The following is a 22,306-nucleotide window of genomic DNA, read 5'->3' on the forward strand; positions in this document are numbered from 1 at the left end:
GCGCTGACGGAATGTCACCGCTCGTCCGTCCCCGCCACCTTCCCCGTGGACAGCGCCACCCGGTTCCAGGTGTTGATCGTGCAGATCAGCGCGATGATCTGAGCCAGTTCCCGCTCGTCGAACCGCGCGGCGGCCCGGGCGTACACGTCGTCGGGGACCCCGGCGTCGGCGACCAGGGTCATCGCCTCCGTGAGGGCGAGGGCCGCCTGCTCCCGCTCGGTGAAGAAGTGGCGGGCCTCGCGCCACACGGCGACCATGTGCAGCCGGTCCTCGCTCTCGCCGGCCGTGCGGGCGTCGTTGGTGTGCATGTGCAGGCAGTACGCGCAGTGGTTGAGGTGCGAGGAGCGGATCTGGATCAGTTCGACCAGGGCCGGGTCGAGACCCTCACGGGCGGCGGCGTCGAAGGCGATGAGGGCGCGGAAGGCCTTCGGGGCATACGTGGCGAACTCCAGCCGCGGGGCCTTCGTCCGGGTGATGTTCGTGCTCGTGTCCGTCGTCATGCCCTTCAACCTACGAGCCGGAAAGACCGACTGTAGGGTGCATTTCCATGGCGACTTCCTGGGTCAATTCGGCTGAGCGGATCGGTTCGGACCTGCATCTGGAGCTGACCGGGCCGGGTGGCCGGCGCGCGGCGCTGATCCGCGCCCTGCGGGAGGCCGTACGCAGCGGCCGTCTCGCTCCCGGCACGCGCCTGCCGCCGTACCGCTCGCTCGCCGCCGATCTCGGCGTGGCGCGAAACACGGTGGCCGACGCGTACGCCGAACTCGTCGCGGAGGGCTGGCTCACCGCCCGGCAGGGCTCGGGCACCCGGGTCGCGGAGCGGGCCGAACCGCTGCGGCCCGCCGCTCGCGTGCCCAAGAAGGCGCCTCCCCGCGCCCGTGGACCGCGGTACGACCTGACGCAGGGCACCCCGGACGCCTCGGCGTTCCCCCGCACCACCTGGCTGGCCTCCTACCGGCGGGCCCTCCAGCAGGCACCCAACGAGGTGTTCGGCCCCGGCGACCCCGCCGGCCGGGCCGAACTGCGGGAGGCACTGGCGGAGTACCTGGCACGCGCGCGTGGCGTGCGGACCGAGCCCGGCAGGATCGTGATCTGTTCCGGTTTCGCGCATGCGCTGCGGCTGCTGTTCGGCGGGGGCGTGCTGCGCGGGCCGCTCGCGGTGGAGGCGTACGGGCTCGGGTTCCACCGGGAGGTCCTGGCCGCGGCCGGGGTGCGGACCGTGCCGCTGGACCTCGACGAACACGGCGCCCGAGTGGACGGGTTGGGGCGTGAGCGGGCCGTGCTGCTCACGCCGGCGCACCAGTTCCCGACCGGCGGCCCGCTGCATCCCGCGCGCCGGACCGCCGTGATCGACTGGGCCCGCGCGCGGGGCGGGCTGCTCCTGGAGGACGACTACGACGGCGAGTTCCGCTACGACCGCAAGCCGGTCGGCGCCGTCCAGGGCCTCGACCCCGAGCGAGTGATCCACATCGGCTCGGTCAGCAAGAGCCTGTCGCCGGCGGTGCGGCTGGGCTGGATGGTGCTGCCGGAGCGGTACGTCGACGCGGTACTGACCGTGAAGGGCGAGCGCGAGGCATGGGCGAGCGTCATGGACCAGCTGAGCCTGGCCGACTTCATCACGTCGGGCTCCTACGACCGGCACGTGCGGCGGATGCGACAGCGGTACCGGAGCCGCCGGGACCGGCTCGTCGCGGCACTCGCCGAGCAGGCGCCGCACATCGAGGTCACCGGTGTCGCGGCCGGGTTGCACGCGGTGCTGCGGCTGCCGCCCGGCACCGAGGCGTCCGCCGTCAAGGCCGCCGCATGGCGGGGCATCGCCCTCGACGGCCTGGCCGCGTTCCGGCACCCGGAGACGGACATGGAGGTGAGCGACGGTCTCGTCGTGGGGTACGCGACGCCCTCCGAGCATGCCTACGGGCCGGCCCTGGAGGCGCTGTGCGGTGCACTGCCGCCGTGACCGGCCCGTGAAGCGGGTGGAGCTACGGCTTGCGCGCCACCGCCCCGTACCCCGGGATCACCCCGTCGTCCTGCCCGGGCACGGGCTCGCCCAGCTCGGGGTGCCAGCGGTGCGGCACCTCGACGCCGGGCTCGACGAGGTCGAGGCCGTCGAAGAAGCGGGTGAACTCCGCGCGGGAGCGCAGGGCCAGGGTGACTCCGGCGGCGCGGAGCTTCCCGGTGGCCGCCTTCGACTCCTCCGGGGTGAAGTCGGAGGTCGCGTGGGTGATCACCAGGTAGCTGCCGGAGGGCAGTTCGGCGAGCAGGCGGCCGACCAGGTCGTGCGCGCCGTCCTCGTCGGGGACGAAGTGCAGCAGCGCGACGAGCGACAGCGCGACGGGCCGGGTGAAGTCCAGCACCTTTCGCGCGCCCTCCAGGATGGCGTCCGGGTCGCGCACGTCGGCCTGGAGGTACTCGGTCGCGCCTTCGTCCGTGCCGCGCAGCAGGGCCGCCGCATGGGCCAGCACGATGGGGTCGTTGTCGCAGTAGACGACCCGGGCGTCGGGCGCGGTCTCCTGGGCGACCTGGTGGAGGTTGGGCTCGGTCGGGATGCCGGTGCCGACGTCGAGGAACTGCCGTACGCCGCTGCGGGCCAGCCAGCGTGTGGCCCGGTGCATGAACGCGCGGTTGACGCGCGCCATCACCGGCACCCTCGGGTCGAGGGTGAGCATCTGGCGGCCCATGTCCTCGTCGACCGGGTAGTTGTCCTTGCCGCCGAGGTACCAGTCGTACATTCGCGCGGGATGGGGTCGGGTGGTGTCGATCCGCGCGGCCGACGTGGGGTCCTGCCCGGTCATGAGGCACTCCATAAGGCACAGAGAATGGTCAATTCAGCACCAGCGATTCAGCACTTCGACGCAGTACCGGCGTGAGGAAGTCGAGCCGGGGGAACGACAAGCACATCAGGACAGCAGGAAGTCCGCCTCCCCCGCCTTGGCTCCCTCGATGAAGGCCGTCATCTCGGCGGTGGTGTAGATCAGCGCCGGACCGTCCGGGTCGGTGGACTGACGGACGGCGATCCGGCCGTCGGCGAGCTTCATCGCCTCCAGGCAGTTGCCTCCGTTCCCGCCGCTCCATGGCTTGTGCCAGCCTTCGCTGCCCAAGTCGCGCGCGGGCATGCCGTTGTAGACGTGTTTGCGCGGCTTGATGCGATCCATTACAGCTCCTTGCGGAGATCCCGGAGGATCTCCTTCGTGCGATGTGCCGTGGCGGCATGCGCCGCCATGCGGTCCATGACCTCGAGATGGGTGGCCACCTCGGCGCGCGCGTCCAGATAGACGGCGCCGGTCAGGTACTCGCTGTAGACCATGTCCGGCAGTTCGGGCATGGCAAATCGGAACAGCACGAACGGCCCGTACGTCCCCGGGTGCGGTCCACGGGCGAACTGGGCGATCTGCAGCGTCACGTTGGGCAGCTTCGCGGCCTCGATCAGTCGGTCGATCTGGGCACGCATCACTTCGGGGCCGCCGACCGGACGCCGCAGGACGGTCTCGTCCATCACGACCCACAGCCGGGGCGCGTCCTCTCGGGTGAGCAGGCCCTGGCGCTGCATGCGCAAAGCGACATGACGCTCGATGTCCTCGGGCCGGGTCTGGCCGATGGCTCCCGAGCGGAGCACTCCGCGCGCGTAGTCCTCGGTCTGGAGCAGCCCGGGGACGAAATGGGGCTCGTAGCTGCGGATGACGTCGGCCGCGCCCTCCAGGCTCACGTACATCGAGAACCAGCCGGGCAGGATGTCGTGGAAACGCTGCCACCAGCCGGGTTTGTTGGCTTCCTCGGCCAGTCGGACGAAGGCGTCGGCCTCCGCGTCGGAGATTCCGTAGGCCTTCAGGAGCAGTTGCAGATACGGGATCTTGAGCGCGACCTCGGCCATCTCCATGCGGCGGACCGTGGCGGGGGCGACGCGGAGGATGCGGGCGGCCTCCTCGCGCTTCATTCCGGCTCGTTCGCGCAGGTCCAACAGGCGCCTGCCGAGGACGACCTGGCCGACCGTCGGCGCGGACCGCGGTTCGCTCACGCCCCACCTCCACGATTTCTGACGAGCCGGCCACAAAAGTACGCTGACAGCCCGGCGGCGCCATTCGAAGACCCTTCGAAGAGCTACTCCGAACGCATTTCGAACGGATCTTCGATGGTCTCAACTGGCGCCGCGCGAGGTGCTGTTGCGAGCAGTGTGCCACGGCCTTCCAGACCGTCACACAGCACTCTGCATTTTTCAGAGTGACGCTTGCCAAGTGTTCACGGCGGGGCGATAGTGGCAAGCGTGATTCCGTCCGCGCCCTTAGGAACAGACGCCGCCGAAGGCCTTCCCGGCCTCGGTGCCGGAGCAGCCTCCCTCGGGGCCGCTGCCGAGCGCCGGTTCCGTTTCGAGCTGGCCGCGCATCCGGGTTCTCCCGCCCAGGCCCGACGTCTGACGCGGGCCCGGCTGACCGGCTGGTCGGTCTGCGAGGACACGTGCGACAGCGCGGCCCTGGTGGTCTCCGAGCTGGTCACCAACGCCATCGTGCACACGGCGAGCACCCACATCGTGTGCGAGCTGCACGACGGCGAGGATCTGGTGCGGATAGCCGTGCGTGACGAGGGCTGCGCCCCGGGTCAGCCCGACGCCGCCGGCCGGACGCGGCCCGAGGACGAGCACGGGAGGGGACTGCTCCTCGTCGACGCCCTCTGTCACGCCTGGGGCGCGCACGAGCACGGCCCAGGACTACTGGTCTGGGCCGAGCTGCCGCGCAAGGCGGACACTCCGCGCGACCCGGCCGAGACGTGGAACGACCTGGGCTGGAAAGGCCACGGCGAGAACCGCGTCCGGGACGAACCGGGCCGGGACGGACCGGACCACCACCGCGCCGCCCCGGTCCGGGGCGAACCCCGCAACGACCTGGGCTGGGGAACCCGCCCCAAGCGGGGCTCCGCCGACGACTCGGGCGGCGGGGACGGCACCGCGGCCCACGCCACGCGCCACACGCACCGCGCCCCGGAGGTGCCGTCGCAGGAACGTCGCACGGAGCGGGGGCCGGCATGAGTCCCGCGCACGGTGGCCGGGTGCTGAACCTGGACAGCCTGGTGCGCCTCCGCCGCGGGCTGCGCACTCCGACCCCGACGCTGCGGCTGCCCGTTCCCGAGGGCATGACCGCCCCGCTCGGCTGCGACGCGGTCGCGATGCCCGCCCGCCTCGGCCCCTTGATCATGCCCCGCCTGCCCCGTGTGGGCTGCATCTACGCCGACGAGACGCACTGGTGGTGGCTGGTGCCGTCCGACTCCGACCACGCCTTGGAGTGGCCGGCCCCCGCGCACTACGCCACCGGTGCGATCGTCCCGGACGCCCCGGAGCTCCCCGGCCTGATCCACCGCCCGGACGGCTCGCTTCCGTACACCCCGCCGATACCGCTGTACCTGACGCTGTGCCGCGTGACGGGCACGGCGCCGTCGTGGTCGCGGTCGGTCAGCGCGTAGGAGCGACCGACCCCGGGCACGCCCCCGACCAGCCCCGTCCCCGCACCCCGCGCCGCCCCGCGCCTCCCCCGGCCGGGTCGTGCGCCCGCGCGCCTCCGGCGCCCCGGACTGCGCCCTGCCCGGGCGGGTTCCGCCCCGCGATAGTGACCGTTCATCCATGAGCGGGCCACGAGGGGGAGGTCGGTCGACGGTGGCGAAGAAGCGGACCGCGCCGGAGGTTTCCGAGTCGGAGTGGCTGCTCTTCGGCGGGCCGCTGCGCTACGACATGGGCTGGAACCAGCACGCCGACGCGTTCCTGGAACTGAACTTCCGGGCCATGATCAGGCGGCTGCCGTCCCTGCTGGCGTCCAGCCTCCGGCTCGCCCGGCAGGCCGACCGGGGCGCCGCCCGGATCGTCCTGGCCGCAGAGGCGGGCCGGGGCGTGGCGCAGGCGGTGAGCCTGCTCGCGGTGAACAGCGTGCTGGCCCGGCTGATGGGCGGCGGCCCCATCGAGGAACGGCTGCGCGGAGCCGTCCCGGCGCTGGTCACGGTGGCCGTAGTGATGCTGCTGGCGGCCCTGCTCCGGGCCGCGAGCACGTACGCCACCGGCCGGCTGGAGCCGAAGGTGGAGCGGGTCGCGACCGAGCAGTACCTGGAGCGGGCGGCCGCCGTGGAGCTGGCCGCGATCGAGGACCACGCCTTCCACAAGCTGCTGGACACCGCCCAGTACGGCGCCGCCTCCGCCCGGCGGATGATCTCCTACGGCACACGTGTGATCAACGCGATGATCTCGCTGGTCGCGGCGGCCGGCGTGCTGACCGTGCTGCACCCGGCCCTGCTGCCGCTGCTGGTCACGATGACCCTGCCGAGCGCCTGGAGCGCGCTGACCGTCGCCCGGCGACGCTATGAGTCCTTCCACGCCTGGGTGCAGCACGCCCGCGCGGGCCGGCTGATCGGCAACCTGCTCATCGAGCCCGAGGCGGCCCCCGAGATCCGGGTGCACGGAGTGGGTTCCTTCCTGCTGCGGCACTTCCGCGCGATGTCGGAGACGGCCGAGGCCGAGCAGGCCCGCCTCGCCCGGCTCGCCGCCCGCACCGGCCTGATCGCGGCGGCCTGGACGGGCCTGGCGACGGTCGCGACGTACGCCACCCTCGGCGGGCTGCTGCTGGCCGGGGCGATGGCCCTGTCCGTGGCCGGTACGGCGGTGATCGCGATCCGCACCGGCTCGCAGAGCCTCGACACGCTCGTGGTCGAGGTCAACGCACTGCACGAGGAGGCCCTCTTCGTCGGCGACCTGCACCGGCTGTACACGGAGGCGGCGCAGCGGGCGATCCCGATGGGCGGCCGTGCCCTGCCGGAGGACCCGCGCGAGATCCGCTTCGAGAACGTCACGTTCCGCTATCCGGGCGACTCCGCCCGGCCCGCTCTCGACGACGTCACCCTCACCCTCCCTCTCGGCCGGATCGTCGCGCTGGTCGGCGAGAACGGCTCCGGCAAGACGACCCTGGTCAAACTGCTCGCCGGGCTCTACACGCCGGAACGGGGCCGGATCCTGTGGGACGACGTGGACGCGGCCACCGCCGACCGGCACCGGCTGGCCGAGCGGATCGCGATGGTGGCGCAGGACTTCAAGCGCTGGCCGTTCACGGCCCGGGTGAACGTCGCCCTCGGGCGTACCTCGGCGCCCGTGTGCGAAGACCGGCTGGCCGCGTCGATCGCCGAGGCCGGAGCGGAGCCGGTGGTCGCGGACCTGCCGCGCGGGCTGGACACGCTACTGGCCCGCAACTTCAGCGGCGGGCACGAGCTGTCGGGCGGTCAGTGGCAGCGGCTGGGCATCGCCCGGGCCGCCTACCGCAGGGGCCGCATCCTGATCGTGGACGAACCGACGGCTGCCCTGGACGCCCGGGCCGAGCTGGAGGTCTTCGAGCGGATCCGCGCCCTGGCCGACAGCGGCCAGACGGTCGTACTGATCACGCACCGGCTGGCGTCCGTACGCCACGCGGACCTGGTGCACGTCCTGGACCAGGGGCGGCTCGTGGAGTCCGGGACGCCGGACGAGCTGCTGGCGACCGGCGGGCTCTACGCCGAGCTGTACGCGCTCCAGGCAGAACAGTTCTCCCCGTCGGCCACGACGGGCGCGCCGGTCACGAAGGTGCCGGCGCCGAAGGCGGGCTGAGGGCGCGCGTCAGGCGGCGGCGTCGGCGCCGTCCCCGCTGCGCACGATCACCAGGAACATGTCCGTGGCGAGATCCATCACGACCTCGGCAGGCAGGCCCTCCAGACGCCGCGCCTGCGCGAACTCCTCCGCCGGCCAGGAGCCACGCGGCCCACCGGCGGGAAAGCGCTCGAGCACCGTTCGCCCGTTCACCCCGCACCTCCATGTAGCGCTGTACTCGTAGAGTTAAACGCCAACGATGGGGTGAACGGCTCACGAAGTGATGGTTCTGAGACGTAGTTGACACGCGTTCACCGTCAAGTGTGAGCAAACTCTCAGCCGCTTGGCTGATTTCCTCACTTTGCGTGTCAGTCGTCGTACTCCTCGTGGCACTCGATGCGCTCACTTCCCGCAGGCGCCCCACAAGCCCACGCGCGCCCCCTGGGCTCCTCCACCTTCCCGTCGGCCCAGTGCGGTGAGGTCGAGCAGGCTGGTGGTCGAGCCGAGGCCGTCGAGGCCGCGCTCCTACGTCGAGTACGTGTGGAATGCCGGAGCAGCTGCGGCAGCCCGCGTGCCCACTCGGGCGCGAACACGAAGTGGTGGACGGTCGGCGGCTGAGCCCTCGACCCTCCCGGAGAGCGCTAACCGGCGAGGGGCGTCCGGGGCGTTCGCAGCCCCACCCGCTCCTCCCGCCCCGCCAGTTCGGCGAGGGCGGCGGCGAGGCGTTCCCGGTGGCGAGGGGAGATCCGGCCCGTGTCGTCGAGGTGCACGGCGCAGGCGGTGGTGGTGTCGACGAGGCGCTCGAGGAGGTCGGCCACCTCGTCCGCGCCCTCGGTGTGCCGGGCGAGGGCGGGCAGTTCGTGAGCGGCGAGGGAGATGGCCGACCGAGCCTCCGCGAGTGTTCGGTAGGCCTCCCGGCGCAGGGTCCAGCGGGTGGCGCGGTGGTCGGGTGGCGCGCCGGTGGCTCCATGGCCCGAGGGCGCGCTGGTGGCTCGGTGGTCCGAAGGCGCGTTCGTGGCGCGGTGGGCGGAAGGGATGCCGGAGTCCCCGATGCGCGGGGCGTCGGCCTCGTCGAGGACGTGGGTGAGGTAGGCGTGCGCGGCCTCGCTCGCCGCCGCGAGCCGGGCGCGCACGCCCCCGCCGCGCTGTCCGGGCATCGGCAGGTGCCCGACGATCAGCACGATCGCGCAGGCCAGCAGCGTCTCGCCGATGCGTCCGGCGGAGGCCTGCGGCTCGCCGCCGACCATGACCAGGGCGAGGACGAGGACGGTGACCACGGCGGTCTGGGCGGCGAAGTGCCGGGTGGCGACGGGTATGAGCGCTCCGCTGAGGGCGACGAGCGCGATGAGCCCCTCGGGCCGGGGCAGGACGGCGGCGAGTGCGGCGAAGAGGAGAGCACCGAGCACGGTCCCGGCTGCCCGGTTGAGCACGCGTGAGACCAGCGGCCCCAGGTCGGGCTTGACGAGGAAGACGGCGGTGGCGGGCAGCCAGTACCAGTGCTCGTGCTGCCCGTACCACTGCGTCCGGTGCAGCGCCTGGGCGACCGCCGAACTGGCCCCGAAGCAGAGGGCGACGCGCAGCCCGTACTCGCGTCCGGCGCTGCCGAAGGCGGCGCGCAGCCGGGCCCCGGCGGTACGGGGCCGGGTGTGCAGGTCCCCGCCCCGGCCCTGGTCGAAGACCTCGGCGGCGTGCAGCAGGGCGTCGTCGAGGGCCCGCAGGGCGGGCGCCGAGCGGGAGGGCGCGGGCAGGGGCCCGGTGTGGGTGTTGCCGCGTACGGCGGCGGCGAGCCGCCGGGGTCCTTCGGAGGCGCGTGCGGCGACGGCGTCTCCGGCCCAGGCGAGCGCGGTGGCGGCCTCGGCGAGGGGCAGTGCGGCGGCGTACTGCGCGTGCAGCCGCCGCTCGGCGGAGGAGGAGGCGTACCGCCGCAGCCGGGGCCCGGCAAGGGCGTCCTGGGCATGGTCGAGGGCGGCGGTGAGCGCGGCCCGGCGGCGGATGGCTTCCGGCCCGCCGACGGCGTCGAGGAGCTCGGCGATGGCGTCGTACACGCCGGCGACGGCCGCACGCTCCCCGTCGAAGCGGAAGTCGCCGCCCAGGGAACCGGGCGTCGGCAGCGCGAGCCGCAGCAGGAGCAGCCACCCGGCCCCGGCGAGGAAGGCGAGCGCACGTTCCCACCCGGGCTCCGGCAGGGGCATCCCGGCCCCGACCGCCGCGCCTACGAGCAGCTGCGTCCCGGCGGCGGAGGCGACGGGCCCCACTGCGCTGATCGCCCCGGCGACGAGCCCGACGAGGGTGAGGACGACGGTCAGCACGACCGCCCCGGTCCCCTGCCCCGTGTACGTCCCGACCACCAGACCCAGCGCGCCGGCCAGCGCGGGCACCCCGATCCGCTTGACCGAGACCCGCCGGCTCCCGGGCCGGTCGTTGATCCCGGCGAGCATGGCGGCGATGGCGGCGACGACGCCGAGGGAGGTGAGACCTGTCTCCACGGCCACGAGCAGCAGCGGCCCGGCGGACAGGGCTCCGCGCGTCACCGCACTCCACGGCACGGGGCCCCGCTGAGCGCGCAGGGCGTGCGCGAGCCAGGGCGGAAGATGCGGGGCGATGCGGCGGGCCACGGGGCTCCTGTCGACTCGTCGAGGGCAGGGGTGAGCCTTCGGGCGACGGTGGCCGGGGCGGGGTGTGGATGTCCACGGTAGGCGGGGTTCCTTGAGGAAAGGTTTCCGGAACGTGTCGGACTGCGGGAACGCCGGGTTCTTTATGAACGCAATCAGGCACCAGGAACCGGAGGACCGGCCCCGGTCTTCCAGGGATCCCGGCCGTGCCCTGCAGCCGGGTCAGGCGGCCCCCACGAGGCAGCCGAGGCTGACGTAGATCAGCGTGAGCGCGGACACACCGCGGGCGACCAGCTTGGCGGCGAGCATCGGGCATGCGAAGACCGGCAGGGTGAGCAGGACCATGATCAGCCCGGCCGTGCCGCTGCCGTAGCCGCTCCCGTCGTCAGGTAGCTCGGCGGGTAGGTCGCATCGTCACGAAGCCGGAGGACGCGGTGACCGGGACGAGGCACAGGGCGAGATGGCGGCGGTTGCCCCGCACGCTCAGGTCGACATGGGGCGGTCGCGGCGCTTCTCGACGGTGGTGAAGAGAGCGAGAGGCACCACGGCCCCGGCGAACAGCGACCGCACGCCGGCGCCGGACCGACCCCATCATGTCCGCATCCTGCGGGAAGCCGGCCTGATCCGACAGGTCGACAGAGGCAACAGCCGAATGGCGCACCTTCGAAAAGCCGACATCGACACCCGCTCCCCCCGGCCTCCTCGACCTCACCAAGAGGAACCCGGCACCCGAGGCGGACTGCCGACTGCCCCAGCCGCCGGGCACCTGGCACATCCGGCGGGAGACCGACCCGACTGACGCCTCCGTCACCGGCGGGCCGCCTCCACGGCCCGCGCGAGGACCGTCTCGGCCGCGGCGACCGACCGTCTGAGCGATTCCGGACTCTCCGTCAGATTTTGTGCCAGCACGTCGATCTCGCCCAGCCCGGCCCGCTCGACGAGCCCCTTCTCGTTGGTGACCCACTCCCCGCGCGCCGCCAGCACGGCGTGCGCCGTCTGTGTCGCGGCGAGGGCGATCGCGCCCGCGACCTGGGTGACGGCGCCCTTGGGGGCGTGGCCGGCCCCGGCGTAGGCGAGTGTGGCCGCGGCCATGCCGTGCCAGTGCGCCGGGGCGCTTGCGCGCAGTGCCGGCGGATAGGCGGCCGGACGCGGCAGTCCGCCCCGCAGCACCTTGTTGATCGCGAGTTCGGCGACGAGAAGGTACGTCGGAATGCCCGCCAGGTGGAACATCAGCGGCTCCACGCGGAAGCGGCCCTGCTCCGCCTCGGCCAACTCGTGTGCCACCACATCCAGATCGCGGTAGTGGACGTCCACTCTCCGGCCATCGATCGTCAGCCAGGCGCCTCCGTTGAAGACGCCGCCGCCCCAGGCGCCGATCTCGCAGACCTCGCCCTCCCAGCCGACCGCGCGAAGATCGGCCGGGTCGAAGGCGCCGCGGTAGTAGACCGCCAGGTCCCAGTCGCTGTCGGGTCGTTCCGTGCCCCGGGCCCGGGAGCCGCCGAGGGTGACGGCTTCCACGGCCGGGAGGGCGGCGAGGCGGTCGGCGGTGGTGCCGAGGAAGGTGTGGTCCGGGACGGTGGGCACGGCGGACTCCTGGGCAGGCGGGGTCCAGGGAAGCATAGGAGGATCGCCCGGCTGCCGTGAAGCGAAAATACGGGTGCGTCCGGTTCCGGGACCTCGCATGATCGGTGGGTTGCCCAGTCGCAGCCCACAGATCGGAAGACCCCGTGATCCAGCGCGTCACCGTCCCCGGCCTCTTCCCGCCGCCCACCTATGCTCACGCGTCCGTCGTCGAGGCCGGCACGAAACTGGCCTTCCTCGCCGGGGCCGTGCCGCTGGATGCCGACGGTGAGCTCGTCGGCCCCGGGGACCCCGTGCGGCAGGCCGAGCAGGTGATCGCCAATCTGCGGGAGCAACTGGACGCCGTGGGGAGCGACCTGGGGCACGTCGTGGCGACCGACGTGTACGTCGTGAGCGGCGAGAGCGCGGTGCTGTCCGCCGTCTGGGAGGTCGTCGAGGCGTCCGGTCTCAGTACCGGCCCACACTCGTCGACGCTGATCGGCGTGGCGTGCCTCGGGTACCCGGGCCAGCTGGTGGAGATTACGGCCACGGCCGTCGTCCCCGAGCAGCCCCAGGAGAAGCACCCATGCTGATCGAGCACCGCGGGCGGCGTCCCGCCGTCCCCGAGTCCGCGTACGTCGCTCCGACGGCCGTCCTGTGCGGGGCCGTCGTCCTCGGCGAGCGCAGCCGGGTGCTGCACGGGGCCGTGCTCACCGCCGAGGACGGGGAGGTGCGGGTCGGCTCCGACGTCGTGGTCATGGAGAACGCGCTGGTGCGGGGGCGTGCCGAGCACCCCGCCGTGATCGGTGACGCCGTGCTGGTCGGCCCGCACGCCCATGTCAACGGGGGGACGCTCAAGGACGAGGTCTTCATGGCGACCGGCGCCTGCGTCTTCCCGGGTGCTGTCGCGGGCGCCGGCGCGGAGCTGCGGATCCACAGCGTGCTGCACGTCAACTCGGTGCTGCCGCCCGGCACGGTCCTGCCCATCGGCTGGATCGCGGCGGGAGCGCCCCGGGCCAAGCTCTTCGCACCCGGGGAGCACGACGAACTGTGGCAGATCCAGGAGGCGCTGGACTTTCCCGGCACGGTGTACGGCATGCCGCGCGGCACCTCCATGCGGGAGATCATGGCCCGGCAGGTCGGGCTCTACGGGGCCCATCGCGACGACGTCGCACTCGACGGCCCGTCGTGACCTACCGCCGTTCGGGCCCTGCCCACACCCTCCGTTTCGGCAGCGGCGCTGCGTAGCTCCCGGCCCGGCTGGTCGTCAGGCCCAGCGCCACCAGCGACTCCGCCAGTTTGACCGCCGCCGCGACCCCGTCGACGACCGGCAGGCCCAGCTTGTCCCCGACCGCCCGCTGCAAGCCGGTCATACCCGCACAGCCCAGCACCAGGACCTCCGCTCCGGCCGCGCACGCCCGCTCGGCGGCGGCCAGGAACGCCGTCTCCGTGCGCTCGTCGTCGCCGAGGTCGAGCACGTTCAGGCCCGTTCCGACGACGGCCGCGCAGTTGCGGGCCACGCCCGCCGTCTCCAGGCTGTCCTCGATCTGGCCGCGGGAGCGCTCCAGCGTGGTGACGACGCCGTAGCGGCGGCCCAGCAGGCAGGCGAGGTGTGCCGCGGCCTCGGTGATGTCGACGACCGGTACGTCCAACAGTTCCCGTACGCCCTCCCGTCCGTGCTCCCCGAAACCTGCCATGACCACGGCGTCGTACGGCGGCCCGCCGTAGGTCCGCAGCGTGTCCAGGACCGCCGCGGCGGACAGGTAGCTGTCGAGCCAGCCCTCCGCGGACTCGGGCCCCCAGGCGGGGGTCAGTCCGGTCACGGTGGTGCCCGGGCCTGCGGCGGCCCGGGCACCTCGCACGATCTCCTCGGTCATCTCCTGCGTGGTGTTGCAGTTGGTGACGACGATCCGCACGTCTCTCAGACCTCCGCGGTGGCGCGCTCGGGGCGGCACAGCGCCGCGTACAGGCCGGCCGCGATCGCCGTGCCGATGAACCAGGAGTAGGGGGCCACGTCGCTGAAGGTCTTCACCAGCGCGAGCACCGCCGCGACACCCGCCGCCGGCAGGAACGCCCACAGCGCCTTCGGGTTGAAGCCCCGGCGGTAGTGGTAGCGGGAGCCGGGCGTGGCGTCGAACAGTTCGTCGACGTTCACGCGGCCGCGCTTGACCCAGTAGTAGTCGACCATGATCACGCCGAACAGCGGGCCGAGGAAGGCGCCGAGGCCGCCGAGGAAGTAGTTCACGACCGTGGGGTTGGAGAAGAGGTTCCAGGGGGTGACCAGCAGGGCCGCGACCGTGCTGATCATGCCGCCGACCTTGAAGGTGATCTTCTGCGGCCAGACGTTGGCGAGGTCGTACGCCGGGGAGACGAAGTTGGCGACGATGTTGACGCCCATGGTGGCGATGGCGAAGGTCAGCGCACCGACCACCAGGACCCAGGTGTTGCCGATCTCGGCGACGAGGTAGGCGGGGTCGGTGATCTCCTTGCCGAACACCTCGAAGGCGCCCGCGGTGACGATGACCGACACGATCACGAAGGCCGTGGAGTTGACGGGCAGGCCCCAGAAGTTGCCGCGCTTGACGGACTTGTAGTCGGGCGCGAAGCGGGAGAAGTCGCAGAAGTTGAGCATCAGAGTGCCGTACGTGGCGAGGACCAGGCCGATCGCGCCGAACCACTGGCGCCACTGCTCGCCGACGGAGACCGGGTGCGGAGTGGAGGTGAGCGAGATCGTCCAGCCGGCCTTGGCGAGGATCCACACGGCCAACGCGATCATCACGAGCCAGATCGCCGGGCCGCAGAAGTCCTGGAACTTGCGGACCGACTCCATGCCCCGGCTGATGATCGCCGCCTGCACCAGCCACAGCGCGATGAAGGAGACCCAGCCGAGCGCGTCCAGCCCGAGGAACGAGTTGTGCGTCCACGACTCCAGGCCCGGCCAGGCCGCGAGCAGCATCACGTTGACGGCGACGGAGGCCAGGTAGGTCTGGATGCCGTACCACATGATGGCGATCACGGCCCTGATCAGCGCCGGGATGTTGGCGCCCCAGACGCCGAAGGCGATCCGGCTGACGACCGGGAAGGGGACGCCGTGGCGCTGCCCGATCTTCCCCATCCAGTTCATGCCGATGTAGATGATCACGAACCCGACGAGCAGGGACGTGAAGATCTGCCAGACGTTCATGCCGAGGAAGAGCAGTCCGGCGGCGAACGTGTAGTTGCCGAGGTTGTGGACGTCGGACATCCACATGGCGAAGAGGTCGAAGACCTTCCAGTTGCGCTTCTCGGCGGGCGCGAGGTCTTCGTTGGTGAGCCGGGGATCGGGGACGAACGCTGGGGTGCCGGTGGCTGCGGCACGGTCGGCGAGTGACACGGGGCCTCCATGAGCGAGGGGACGGCGGAGGACTGCTCGGTGGGCACTGCTCAGCAGGGGGTTTGGTATACCAAAGTGCGCTCATGGTCTCCCCGTCAACCGTTCTGACCGATGTCGCTCTTGTTAACGCTCCGTAAAAGACGCCTCGCGTCGACGAAGATGGGCCTCATGACGAAGATCGAACCCCTCGGAGCGGTACGCGAACGCGTCACGGCCGATCTGCGCCAGGAGATCATCGCGGGCAGCCTCCGCCCGGGCGACCGCCTGGTCGAACGCGAGCTGGCGGAGCGTTTCGGCGTCTCGCGCATGCCGGTCAGGGAGGCGATCCGGGCCCTCGTCGCCGAGGGTTTCGTCCACTTCGAGACTCCCCGCCGCACGGTCGTGCGCCGCCTCACCCCGAACGACGTCAAGGAACTGTTCGAACTGCGCGAGGCCCTGGAGGTCTACGCCGCCGGCCTCGCCGCGTCCCGCGCCACCCCGGAGGATCTGGCCGAGGTGCGGGAACTCCTCGACCGCGCGGCCGCCGCCACCGAGGCCGGGGACGCCGAGACGATCACCGACGTCAACAGCCTGCTGCACGACCGCATCATGGCGATGGCGGGCAACAGCCTGCTCACCGAGGCCCTGGAGCCGGTCGCCGGCCGGCTGCGCTGGATGACCCGGCGCAACGAGGAGTGGCCGCAGCTGCTCGTGGAGCACCGCGAGCTGTACGAGGCGATCGCCTCGGGCGACCCGGAACGCGCCCGCGCGCACGCGTTGACGCACGTACGGACCAACTACCGCTCCACGGTGCGGCATCTGTTCGGCGAGGAGGCCCCCTAGGCCTCTTCGGCGCCGGCCACCGGCAGTTCCGCCGCCCGCGCGGCCGTCCGCAGGACGTCGCGCAGCATGGCCGGGGTGAGGCGGCCGGTGAAGGTGTTGCGCTGGCTGACGTGATAGCAGCCGAAGAGCTCCAGACCGTCGAGGGGGGTCCGGGCCCCGTGGGCGAAGGCGGGGCGCGGCCTGGGCACGGACCAGCCCGCCTCGGCGAACGCGGGCAGCGCGGCCTGCCAGCCGAAGGCGCCGAGCACGACGACGGCCCGCAGCGTCGGGCGCAGCAGCCGCAGTTCCCGCACGAGCCAGGGGCGGCAGGTGTCCCGCTCCTCGGGGGTGGGCTTGTTGGCGGGAGGGGCGCAGTGCACCGGCGAGGTGACGCGCACGCCGTAGAGCTCCAGCCCGTCGTGGGCGTGCAGGGCGGTCGGCTGGGAGGCGAGGCCGACGTCGTGGAGCGCCTCGTACAGGACATCCCCCGAGCGGTCACCGGTGAACATCCGGCCGGTGCGGTTGCCGCCGTGCGCGGCGGGGGCGAGCCCCACGATCAGCAGCCGCGCGTCCGCCGGGCCGAACCCGGGCACCGGCCGCCCCCAGTACGTCCAGTCCGCGAAGGCGGCTCGCTTCACACGGGCCGCCTCCTCGCGCCAGGAGACCAACCGGGGGCAGGCCCGGCAGTCCGCGATGCGCCGGTCGAGGACAGAAAGACCGCTGGTGTCCATCACTCCACCGTAGGCGCAGGTGGGAGCGTGGTCGTCACGGGGCCAGATCTTGGGGGCCCGGTCGTCATGGGGCGACCTCCGGGGCCCGGTCGTCATGGGGCGAAATCTCGGGGGCCGGACCGGGGTGCGCCGGTGCGCCGGGTTCCGACGGCGGTGGCCTGCGCGGCCCGTTCGTCGCCGCGACGGAGCCACAGCAGGGCACCGGCGAGCAGTACGGCACCCGTCAGCAGCCAGGGCAGCGGTCCCGGCCGCAGCACCCCGACGGCCAATCCGGTGAGCGCGCCGACCAGTTGCTGAGCGAGGGACTGGACGGACAAGGCGGTGGCGCGGCCCGCGCTGGGGACGCGGCGGTGCAGCAGCTCGTTCTCGTTCGGGGACGCCGCGCCGAGACCCAGGTAGACCAGGCCGTAGCCGACGACCGCGCAGGCCACGGCCATCGGGTGTGCGGAGGTCGGGCTGACGCCGAGCAGCAGCAGGCCGATCGCCCCGGTCCCGAGACCGACCAGCACGGCCCGCTCGCCGCTGCCCGCGAGCCGGGCGGTCAACGGCGCGAGGTGGCTGCCGACACCGTTGCAGACGAAACCCGCGCAGGAGAGTGCGGCGTACACCATCGCCCCGGAGCCGGGCGCCCCGGTCAGCTCGACGGTACGGCCCGGTACGAGCAGTTCGATCACCGCCAGGGCACTTCCGGCGGCCGCGGCGCTGAGCAGGACCCGGCGGACCAGCGCGTCCCGTCCACCCAGCCGGAGTCCGTCCAGGACGGTGAGCGGGACGCCACGCAGCACGGAACGCGGGGTGGACGGCGGGCGAGGCGGCTCCCGCAGCACGGCCAGCACGTAGCAGACGAAGACGATCCTGACCGCGGCTCCGAGCAGCATGGGAACGGACAGGGGCAGCACAGCCCCGGACGTCGCCTCGCTCAGCCGGGTGCCGAGGTCCGGCCCCAGACCGAGCAGCCAGGGCACCGCGCCGCCGAGCAGAATGCCCGCCGCGAGCGCGGCGGAGGTCGCGGAGCCGCCCCGCGCCAAGCCCGTACGCAGCTCGGCGTCCGGGCCGGAGCACTCCTGGGCGGTGTCGACGTACCACGCCTCGGCGGTGCCGCTGGCCAGCGCCCGGGCCACGCCCATGAGCACCATGCCGGCGGTGAGCACCCAGGCGGTTGTGCCGAGGCCGACCAGGCCGCAGGCGACCACGTTGAGCGCGCCGGCCAGGGCCAGGACCGGCCTGCGCCCGAGGACGTCGGAGAGCCCGCCGGTGGGCAGCTCCAGCGCGGCCACGGTCAGGGAGTGGGCGGCGAACAGCCCCGCGACCGCGGCCAGGGACATGCCGCGCTCGCTGAGCAGCAGCACCATCGAGGCCATGCCCAGGCCGGGCGGCAGCCAGAGGAGCGCGCAGACGGTGACGTAACGACGGCGAGCGGTCCGTAACCCGGGCGATTCGGTCGTCTCGGTGCCGAGGCCGGTCATGAGTCGGCCGCACGGCCGGGGTCGCCATGGCCGGAGCCGCCGTGGCCGGGGTCGTGACCGCCGAAGTCGTGACCGTCGGCGTTGTCGCCGCCGAGGTCCTCACGGTCGTCCTCGTCACGGTCGTCGTCGTCACGTTGGTGCGAGGCGAGCGGCAGTCCGGCGGTGAGGAGCACGACGTGCTCGGCACGCGGGTCGTCCGCGTCCCGGGCGGTCAGTTCCTCCAGCTTCCCGGCGATGGTGGCCCAGAGTTCGGTGAGCGACTCGGCCGTCAGCCGGGGCATGAGGTCACTGATCCCGGACGGCTCCACCCACTCCTGGCCCAACCGCCCCGCGGCCAAATCCGCCTCGTACCGGGCGAGGGACGCCTCCAGGTGCTCGATCTGCCGCCGCCGCGCCAGTCCGACGAACGCACGCCCCGCCGCGGAGGACTCCATCGATTCGTTGCTCCAGGACGTCACGGTGTGCAGCGCCCGCCAGCGTCGCTCCCGCCCGTCCCGGTGCTCGGCCTCGGTGATGAACCGGTACTTCGCCAGCACCCGCAGGTGGTAACTGGCCGACGCCGACGACTCCCCCGTCCGCGCTGCCAGCTCACTCGCCGTCGCGGGCCCGTCCTGCCGCAGCAGCCCGAGCAACCGGATCCGCAGGGGGTGGGTGAGGGCCTTCAGGGCGGCGGTGTCGTGCTCGGGGTCGAGTACCCGTTTGTGCTCGTCGCTCTCCATGCGGGGAGAGTAGGCCGCCGCCCCATTAAGCAAAGACTTTTTGCAAAAATTATTTGGGGAATTGGCGGGTGACGTGTTGCACGGGTGTGAGGAGGTGACGACGTGCGGGCATGCGGGCGCGCGGGCGTCCCCGCCCTCGGCACGGCGACGGTCCTCCAGGCCGTGCCGCCACCGAAATCCCCGCACGGCCGGGCGATGCGGAGGACTAAGGTCAAAGACATGGCTTCTCGAGGTGCGGAGTACGACAGGACGAACGGCACCGCAGACGCGGTCTCCGAGGACACGGCGTCCGGGCGCCCATCGCCCACGGACACACCGTCCACGCACCCGTCACCCACCGGCACCACCTCCCCGAACGCCGAGGCCCCCGGCACCTCCCGGCCCGGCGAGGCGAAGAACCTGGACCCGAAGGTCGCCGCGGCCATCGCCGCCGCCGAGGCCGCCGGTCCGCAGAGCGGGCAGACGGTCCGCGTCGACAGCTGGATCTGGGCCGTACGACTCGTCAAGACCCGCTCCATGGGTGCCACCGCCTGCCGGGGCGGGCACGTGCGCGTCAACGGCGAGCGTGTGAAGCCCGCCCACGCCGTGCGCGTAGGCGACGAGGTACGCCTGCGGCAGGAGGGCCGGGAGCGGATCGTCGTCGTCACCCGGCTGATCCGCAAGCGGGTCGGCGCCCCCGTGGCCGCCCAGTGCTACGTCGACAACTCCCCGCCGCCCCCACCCCGTGAGGCCGTCGCCCCCGCCGGCATCCGCGACCGCGGCACAGGGCGCCCGACCAAGCGGGACCGCCGCGAGCTGGAACGCCTGCGGGGACTGGCCGCTCCAAGTCCAGGTGCGGGTCCCGACCCCCGCGGTGGCTTCGGCAGCGGCCCGCGCAGACCGAAGCCCTGAGCGGGCTGCCCCGACGGACAGGGCGAGGGCCGCCGGACAGGACAACGGCCCCGCTCACTTGCCCGCCCCTGCCCCGCGCGTCGGCGCCCGGGACGAGCCCACGGCTCTCTTGGACGCCACCGGTGTGGCACACGACACTCTCAGGCCCGTCGCCGCAGCAGCCGCATCAGATCCGCGTTGTGCCCCCGCCGCGCCCACGCGATGAGGGCGAGCGGCGCGATCAGGATCAGCGGTGTCGCCGCGTACTCCCCGGCGAAGACGGCTGTCTGCACGACGAACGCGCCCACCATCAACGCGCTCAGCGCCATCGCCGCCACCGACTGGAGCACCGGGAGCAACAGGGCGACCGCTCCCGCCAGTTCGAGCGCGCCGATCGTGTACATCCCCGCGCTGCCCCACCCGAGCTCGTCGAAGGGCTCGGCGGCCGACCCGTGCCCGATCAGCTTGGGCAGGGCACTCGCGATCGCGTAGAAGAGGGCGAGCAGCACCTGCAGACCACGCAGCGCGACCCGGGCTCGCCGCCCGGGTGCTGTCGCGGACTCGGCGATGACGACGCCGGCCCGGGCGGAGGAGGCGGCGCTGACGGAAGCGGCGGTCTCGGACATGAAGGTCTCCTGGGGCAAGCGGTCCGTGGTGGTGACGCAGGGGTGGACCGCCGCTCGCCGCAGAACTCATCGCCGCCCGGGCGGAATCCCAGCCGCTCACCTGCTCGGCGCCGCCCACCTCACGGGCACAGCTGCCGGAGTCGTTCCCCTGGGTACGGGGTCGTCCTGCTCTCGCTTTGAATGCTGCGGTAGAAGTCCGTCATCACGGCCGCGACCGGAGCGTTGCGGGTGAGGAGGTCCGCCGTTCCGGGCGGCACCCCGGTAGGCCGACGGCCATCGGCCCATGCCCGGATCCGTTCTGTTCGTTCCTCCCAAGTGTCGTCGTACAGGGCGGTGACCAGCCAGTTCACGAGGTAGCCGGTCGTGTAGCAGCGGTCGTAGGCGCGGTGCCGGTCGTAGAAGTCGGTCTCGGCGGGGGTGAGGTCGAAGCGGGCGGACAGCGCGAGGCCGTAGTCGGCGAAGTACAGACGGCGTCCGTCGGTGAGGATGTTCTCGAAGTGGGCGTCGAAGTGGAGCAGCCCCCGGCTGCTCATGAAGGCCGTGCAGGCCGCCAGTTGCCTCTCGACCAGGGAGCACGCACGGTCGAGCGCCTCGCCACCGGCTCGCACCCGCGTCGTGAGCCACGCGTGCAGGGTCTGGGGGACGTACTCCAGAAACAGCGCGACGCTCGCCGAGGACCGCTGCAGTGCCTCGATACGCCGCCGTACCTCCGCGCTCCCTCCCCAGTAGGCCACGGCCTTGTCCACATCGGCGAGTTCCTCCGTCAGGGTGGGCGGCTCGTCGGGCAGTACCCGCCAGTGGTACATCAGTGGAAAGCCCCGGAACTGCCCGGAGAGCACCCAGTTGGTGGTCATGGTGTGGACGGCGGTCTCCCGCCATGCCCCGAACCCGGGCCCGCCGATGCCGTACTGGCAGCACATGGGCAGGTTGAAGAGGTTGGCCGTGGACCGGAGGTGCTCGGGCCGCCGCTCCAGGTCGGTCAGCGGTACCCGCTTCACGAATACGGGTGTGCCGAGCACGTCCAGCCGAGCCGACTTCCCTCCGATGCCCGTACCCGACGCGACAGCCGAGTCCACCAGTTCGCGCAGTTCGGCGTCCCTGCGCAGCGCCAGGGATGTCGAGACCGTGTCGTAGTCGCTCAGCCGCCCGGCCTCCACTTGCCCGGGCTGCCTCTCACGCACCCCCGGCCGCCTGGATCGCCGGCACCGCCCTCACCCAGGTCCGATCCTCCGTCAAATAGCGGTCCACCCCCAGCCCCGCCTCCCCCAGCCCCGCCTCGAACTGCTCCCTGCTCAGCGGCCGCGCCCGGAACGTCCGGGTCCAGACCGCGTCGGGGAACTCGTACTGCGCGCGCACCGAGTTGACCCCGTCGCCGACCGGCTCCGAGGACACGATCCGTACGGTGAAGCCGCCGGGGTCCACGCGCTCGCGCGGCACGTTCGCGTGGTAGTCCTCGCCCTCCCGCTGGATCAGCACGCAGCCGCCCTCCGCGACATGGCGCGCGCAGGTGCGCAGCAGGCCCCGCCGCACCTCGGCGCCCCCGTCTGCACGAGGAACGACCGACGCGAGCAGCACCACGTCGAACGTCTCGCGCAGGTCCAGGTCCTCGATCGGGCTGCATATCGTCCGCGCCCCGCGCACGCGCTCCAGCATCTCGGGGGACTCGTCCACCGCCGTGACGGTGAACCCGCGCTCCAGGAGCGCATGCGTCATCCGGCCGACTCCGCTGCCCAGCTCCAGGATGCGCGCACCCTCGGGCACGGCCGCGGCGATGATCTCCGGTTCGTCCCCGACGGGCAGCCTTGAGTACAGCTCCACCGCGCAGCCGTCCGGAGTGATCGCCCCGGGCCCCGTCCCCTCATACCCCTCACGCATTTTCAGCTCCATGCCCGTCCAACGGGCCGCCTCCGCACGCCCGTTCCCGTCCCCGCAGCCTTCACCCGGCCGAGTGAACGACGCTCTTCAC

General features: G+C 72.6%; 24 protein-coding genes and 1 pseudogene. 8 read left to right on the forward strand and 17 right to left on the reverse strand.

All coding sequences use genetic code 11. From position 1 onward, the window contains the following. Positions 1-14: 14 nt before the first annotated feature. Complete coding sequence (locus ACWD1U_RS16820) at positions 15-500, reverse strand: carboxymuconolactone decarboxylase family protein (protein ID WP_451108165.1); 486 nt, start codon at positions 498-500, stop codon at positions 15-17. Between the two features lie 47 nt (positions 501-547). Here ACWD1U_RS16820 and pdxR point away from each other — a divergent pair, with 47 nt between their 5' ends. Beyond that, complete coding sequence (pdxR, locus tag ACWD1U_RS16825) at positions 548-1,957, forward strand: MocR-like pyridoxine biosynthesis transcription factor PdxR (RefSeq protein ID WP_451108167.1); 1,410 nt, start codon at positions 548-550, stop codon at positions 1,955-1,957. A 22-nt stretch (positions 1,958-1,979) separates the two neighbouring features. Here pdxR and ACWD1U_RS16830 read toward each other — a convergent pair whose 3' ends face one another. From ACWD1U_RS16830 to ACWD1U_RS16840, 3 genes are all read right to left on the reverse strand, one after another. Next, positions 1,980-2,792, reverse strand: coding sequence for an SAM-dependent methyltransferase (locus ACWD1U_RS16830; protein WP_451108169.1), 813 nt, complete (start codon positions 2,790-2,792; stop codon positions 1,980-1,982). 105 nt (positions 2,793-2,897) lie between these two features. Further along, entirely contained in the window at positions 2,898-3,152 is a 255-nt protein-coding gene (locus tag ACWD1U_RS16835; protein WP_030246665.1) for a DUF397 domain-containing protein, read from the reverse strand. Then, the gene (locus ACWD1U_RS16840; protein WP_451108171.1) at positions 3,152-4,012 is read right to left on the reverse strand and encodes a helix-turn-helix domain-containing protein; all 861 of its coding nucleotides are present in this window, start codon (positions 4,010-4,012) and stop codon (positions 3,152-3,154) included. The genes ACWD1U_RS16835 and ACWD1U_RS16840 overlap by 1 nt, the downstream gene beginning before the upstream one ends. A 237-nt stretch (positions 4,013-4,249) precedes the next feature. Between ACWD1U_RS16840 and ACWD1U_RS16845 the strand changes: the two genes are divergently transcribed. The 3 genes from ACWD1U_RS16845 (at position 4,250) to ACWD1U_RS16855 (ending at position 7,603) form a co-directional block, all read left to right on the forward strand. Beyond that, positions 4,250-5,017, forward strand: a complete 768-nt coding sequence (locus tag ACWD1U_RS16845; protein ID WP_451108173.1) for an ATP-binding protein — start codon at positions 4,250-4,252, stop codon at positions 5,015-5,017. Next, on the forward strand, positions 5,014-5,448 hold the full coding sequence (locus ACWD1U_RS16850) for a hypothetical protein (protein WP_451108175.1): 435 nt from the start codon (positions 5,014-5,016) through the stop codon (positions 5,446-5,448). The genes ACWD1U_RS16845 and ACWD1U_RS16850 overlap by 4 nt, the downstream gene beginning before the upstream one ends. A 157-nt stretch (positions 5,449-5,605) precedes the next feature. Next, positions 5,606-7,603 (forward strand): ABC transporter ATP-binding protein, encoded by a 1,998-nt coding sequence (locus ACWD1U_RS16855; protein WP_451108177.1) that lies wholly within the window; start codon positions 5,606-5,608, stop codon positions 7,601-7,603. Positions 7,604-7,612: 9 nt separating this feature from the next. Here ACWD1U_RS16855 and ACWD1U_RS16860 read toward each other — a convergent pair whose 3' ends face one another. The 5 genes and pseudogenes from ACWD1U_RS16860 to ACWD1U_RS16880 form a co-directional block, all read right to left on the reverse strand. Next, positions 7,613-7,795 carry a hypothetical protein gene (locus ACWD1U_RS16860; protein WP_306967875.1) on the reverse strand — a complete coding sequence of 61 codons (183 nt, stop codon included), beginning with the start codon at positions 7,793-7,795 and terminating at the stop codon, positions 7,613-7,615. Between the two features lie 155 nt (positions 7,796-7,950). Then, positions 7,951-8,206 (reverse strand): annotated as a pseudogene (locus tag ACWD1U_RS16865) (DUF899 family protein); the annotation flags it as partial. A gap of 17 nt (positions 8,207-8,223) precedes the next feature. Then, positions 8,224-10,197: an FUSC family protein gene (locus tag ACWD1U_RS16870; RefSeq protein ID WP_451108179.1), complete on the reverse strand. Its 1,974-nt coding sequence runs from the start codon at positions 10,195-10,197 to the stop codon at positions 8,224-8,226. Between the two features lie 219 nt (positions 10,198-10,416). Beyond that, a complete protein-coding gene (locus ACWD1U_RS16875; protein ID WP_451108181.1) occupies positions 10,417-10,539 on the reverse strand; it encodes a hypothetical protein in 123 nt (40 codons plus the stop codon). Positions 10,540-11,001: 462 nt separating this feature from the next. Next, the gene (locus tag ACWD1U_RS16880; RefSeq protein ID WP_451108183.1) at positions 11,002-11,814 is read right to left on the reverse strand and encodes a nucleotidyltransferase domain-containing protein; all 813 of its coding nucleotides are present in this window, start codon (positions 11,812-11,814) and stop codon (positions 11,002-11,004) included. A 107-nt stretch (positions 11,815-11,921) separates the two neighbouring features. On the opposite strand from ACWD1U_RS16880, the gene ACWD1U_RS16885 reads away from it, so the two are divergent. Then, positions 11,922-12,347 carry a RidA family protein gene (locus ACWD1U_RS16885; protein ID WP_451108185.1) on the forward strand — a complete coding sequence of 142 codons (426 nt, stop codon included), beginning with the start codon at positions 11,922-11,924 and terminating at the stop codon, positions 12,345-12,347. Then, complete coding sequence (locus ACWD1U_RS16890; protein WP_451108187.1) at positions 12,341-12,946, forward strand: gamma carbonic anhydrase family protein; 606 nt, start codon at positions 12,341-12,343, stop codon at positions 12,944-12,946. Before ACWD1U_RS16885 ends, ACWD1U_RS16890 begins: the two co-directional genes overlap by 7 nt. A gap of 1 nt (position 12,947) precedes the next feature. On the opposite strand, the gene ACWD1U_RS16895 is transcribed toward ACWD1U_RS16890, so the two are convergent. Further along, complete coding sequence (locus ACWD1U_RS16895; RefSeq protein ID WP_451108188.1) at positions 12,948-13,670, reverse strand: aspartate/glutamate racemase family protein; 723 nt, start codon at positions 13,668-13,670, stop codon at positions 12,948-12,950. Positions 13,671-13,675: 5 nt separating this feature from the next. Further along, a complete protein-coding gene (locus ACWD1U_RS16900) occupies positions 13,676-15,127 on the reverse strand; it encodes an NCS1 family nucleobase:cation symporter-1 (RefSeq protein WP_451108190.1) in 1,452 nt (483 codons plus the stop codon). Between the two features lie 168 nt (positions 15,128-15,295). Between ACWD1U_RS16900 and ACWD1U_RS16905 the strand changes: the two genes are divergently transcribed. Then, positions 15,296-15,949 carry a GntR family transcriptional regulator gene (locus ACWD1U_RS16905; protein WP_451108192.1) on the forward strand — a complete coding sequence of 218 codons (654 nt, stop codon included), beginning with the start codon at positions 15,296-15,298 and terminating at the stop codon, positions 15,947-15,949. Here the strand turns inward: ACWD1U_RS16905 and ACWD1U_RS16910 are convergent. From ACWD1U_RS16910 to ACWD1U_RS16920, 3 genes are all read right to left on the reverse strand, one after another. Next, positions 15,946-16,659: a uracil-DNA glycosylase gene (locus ACWD1U_RS16910; protein ID WP_451108194.1), complete on the reverse strand. Its 714-nt coding sequence runs from the start codon at positions 16,657-16,659 to the stop codon at positions 15,946-15,948. The genes ACWD1U_RS16905 and ACWD1U_RS16910 overlap by 4 nt on opposite strands. A 92-nt stretch (positions 16,660-16,751) precedes the next feature. Further along, positions 16,752-18,125 carry an MFS transporter gene (locus tag ACWD1U_RS16915; protein ID WP_451108196.1) on the reverse strand — a complete coding sequence of 458 codons (1,374 nt, stop codon included), beginning with the start codon at positions 18,123-18,125 and terminating at the stop codon, positions 16,752-16,754. Next, a complete protein-coding gene (locus ACWD1U_RS16920; RefSeq protein ID WP_451108198.1) occupies positions 18,122-18,844 on the reverse strand; it encodes an ArsR/SmtB family transcription factor in 723 nt (240 codons plus the stop codon). Before ACWD1U_RS16920 ends, ACWD1U_RS16915 begins: the two co-directional genes overlap by 4 nt. Before the next feature lie 219 nt (positions 18,845-19,063). Between ACWD1U_RS16920 and ACWD1U_RS16925 the strand changes: the two genes are divergently transcribed. Continuing rightward, positions 19,064-19,735, forward strand: a complete 672-nt coding sequence (locus ACWD1U_RS16925) for an RNA-binding S4 domain-containing protein (protein WP_451108200.1) — start codon at positions 19,064-19,066, stop codon at positions 19,733-19,735. A gap of 140 nt (positions 19,736-19,875) precedes the next feature. Here ACWD1U_RS16925 and ACWD1U_RS16930 read toward each other — a convergent pair whose 3' ends face one another. From ACWD1U_RS16930 to ACWD1U_RS16940, 3 genes are all read right to left on the reverse strand, one after another. Continuing rightward, a complete protein-coding gene (locus ACWD1U_RS16930) occupies positions 19,876-20,340 on the reverse strand; it encodes a DoxX family protein (protein WP_451108201.1) in 465 nt (154 codons plus the stop codon). A gap of 119 nt (positions 20,341-20,459) precedes the next feature. Beyond that, positions 20,460-21,521, reverse strand: coding sequence for a protein kinase family protein (locus ACWD1U_RS16935; protein WP_451108203.1), 1,062 nt, complete (start codon positions 21,519-21,521; stop codon positions 20,460-20,462). After that, a complete protein-coding gene (locus tag ACWD1U_RS16940; protein ID WP_451108205.1) occupies positions 21,514-22,215 on the reverse strand; it encodes a class I SAM-dependent methyltransferase in 702 nt (233 codons plus the stop codon). The genes ACWD1U_RS16935 and ACWD1U_RS16940 overlap by 8 nt, the downstream gene beginning before the upstream one ends. Positions 22,216-22,306 lie beyond the last annotated feature (91 nt).

The sequence above is a fragment of the Streptomyces sp. NPDC002788 genome (genome assembly GCF_053592115.1).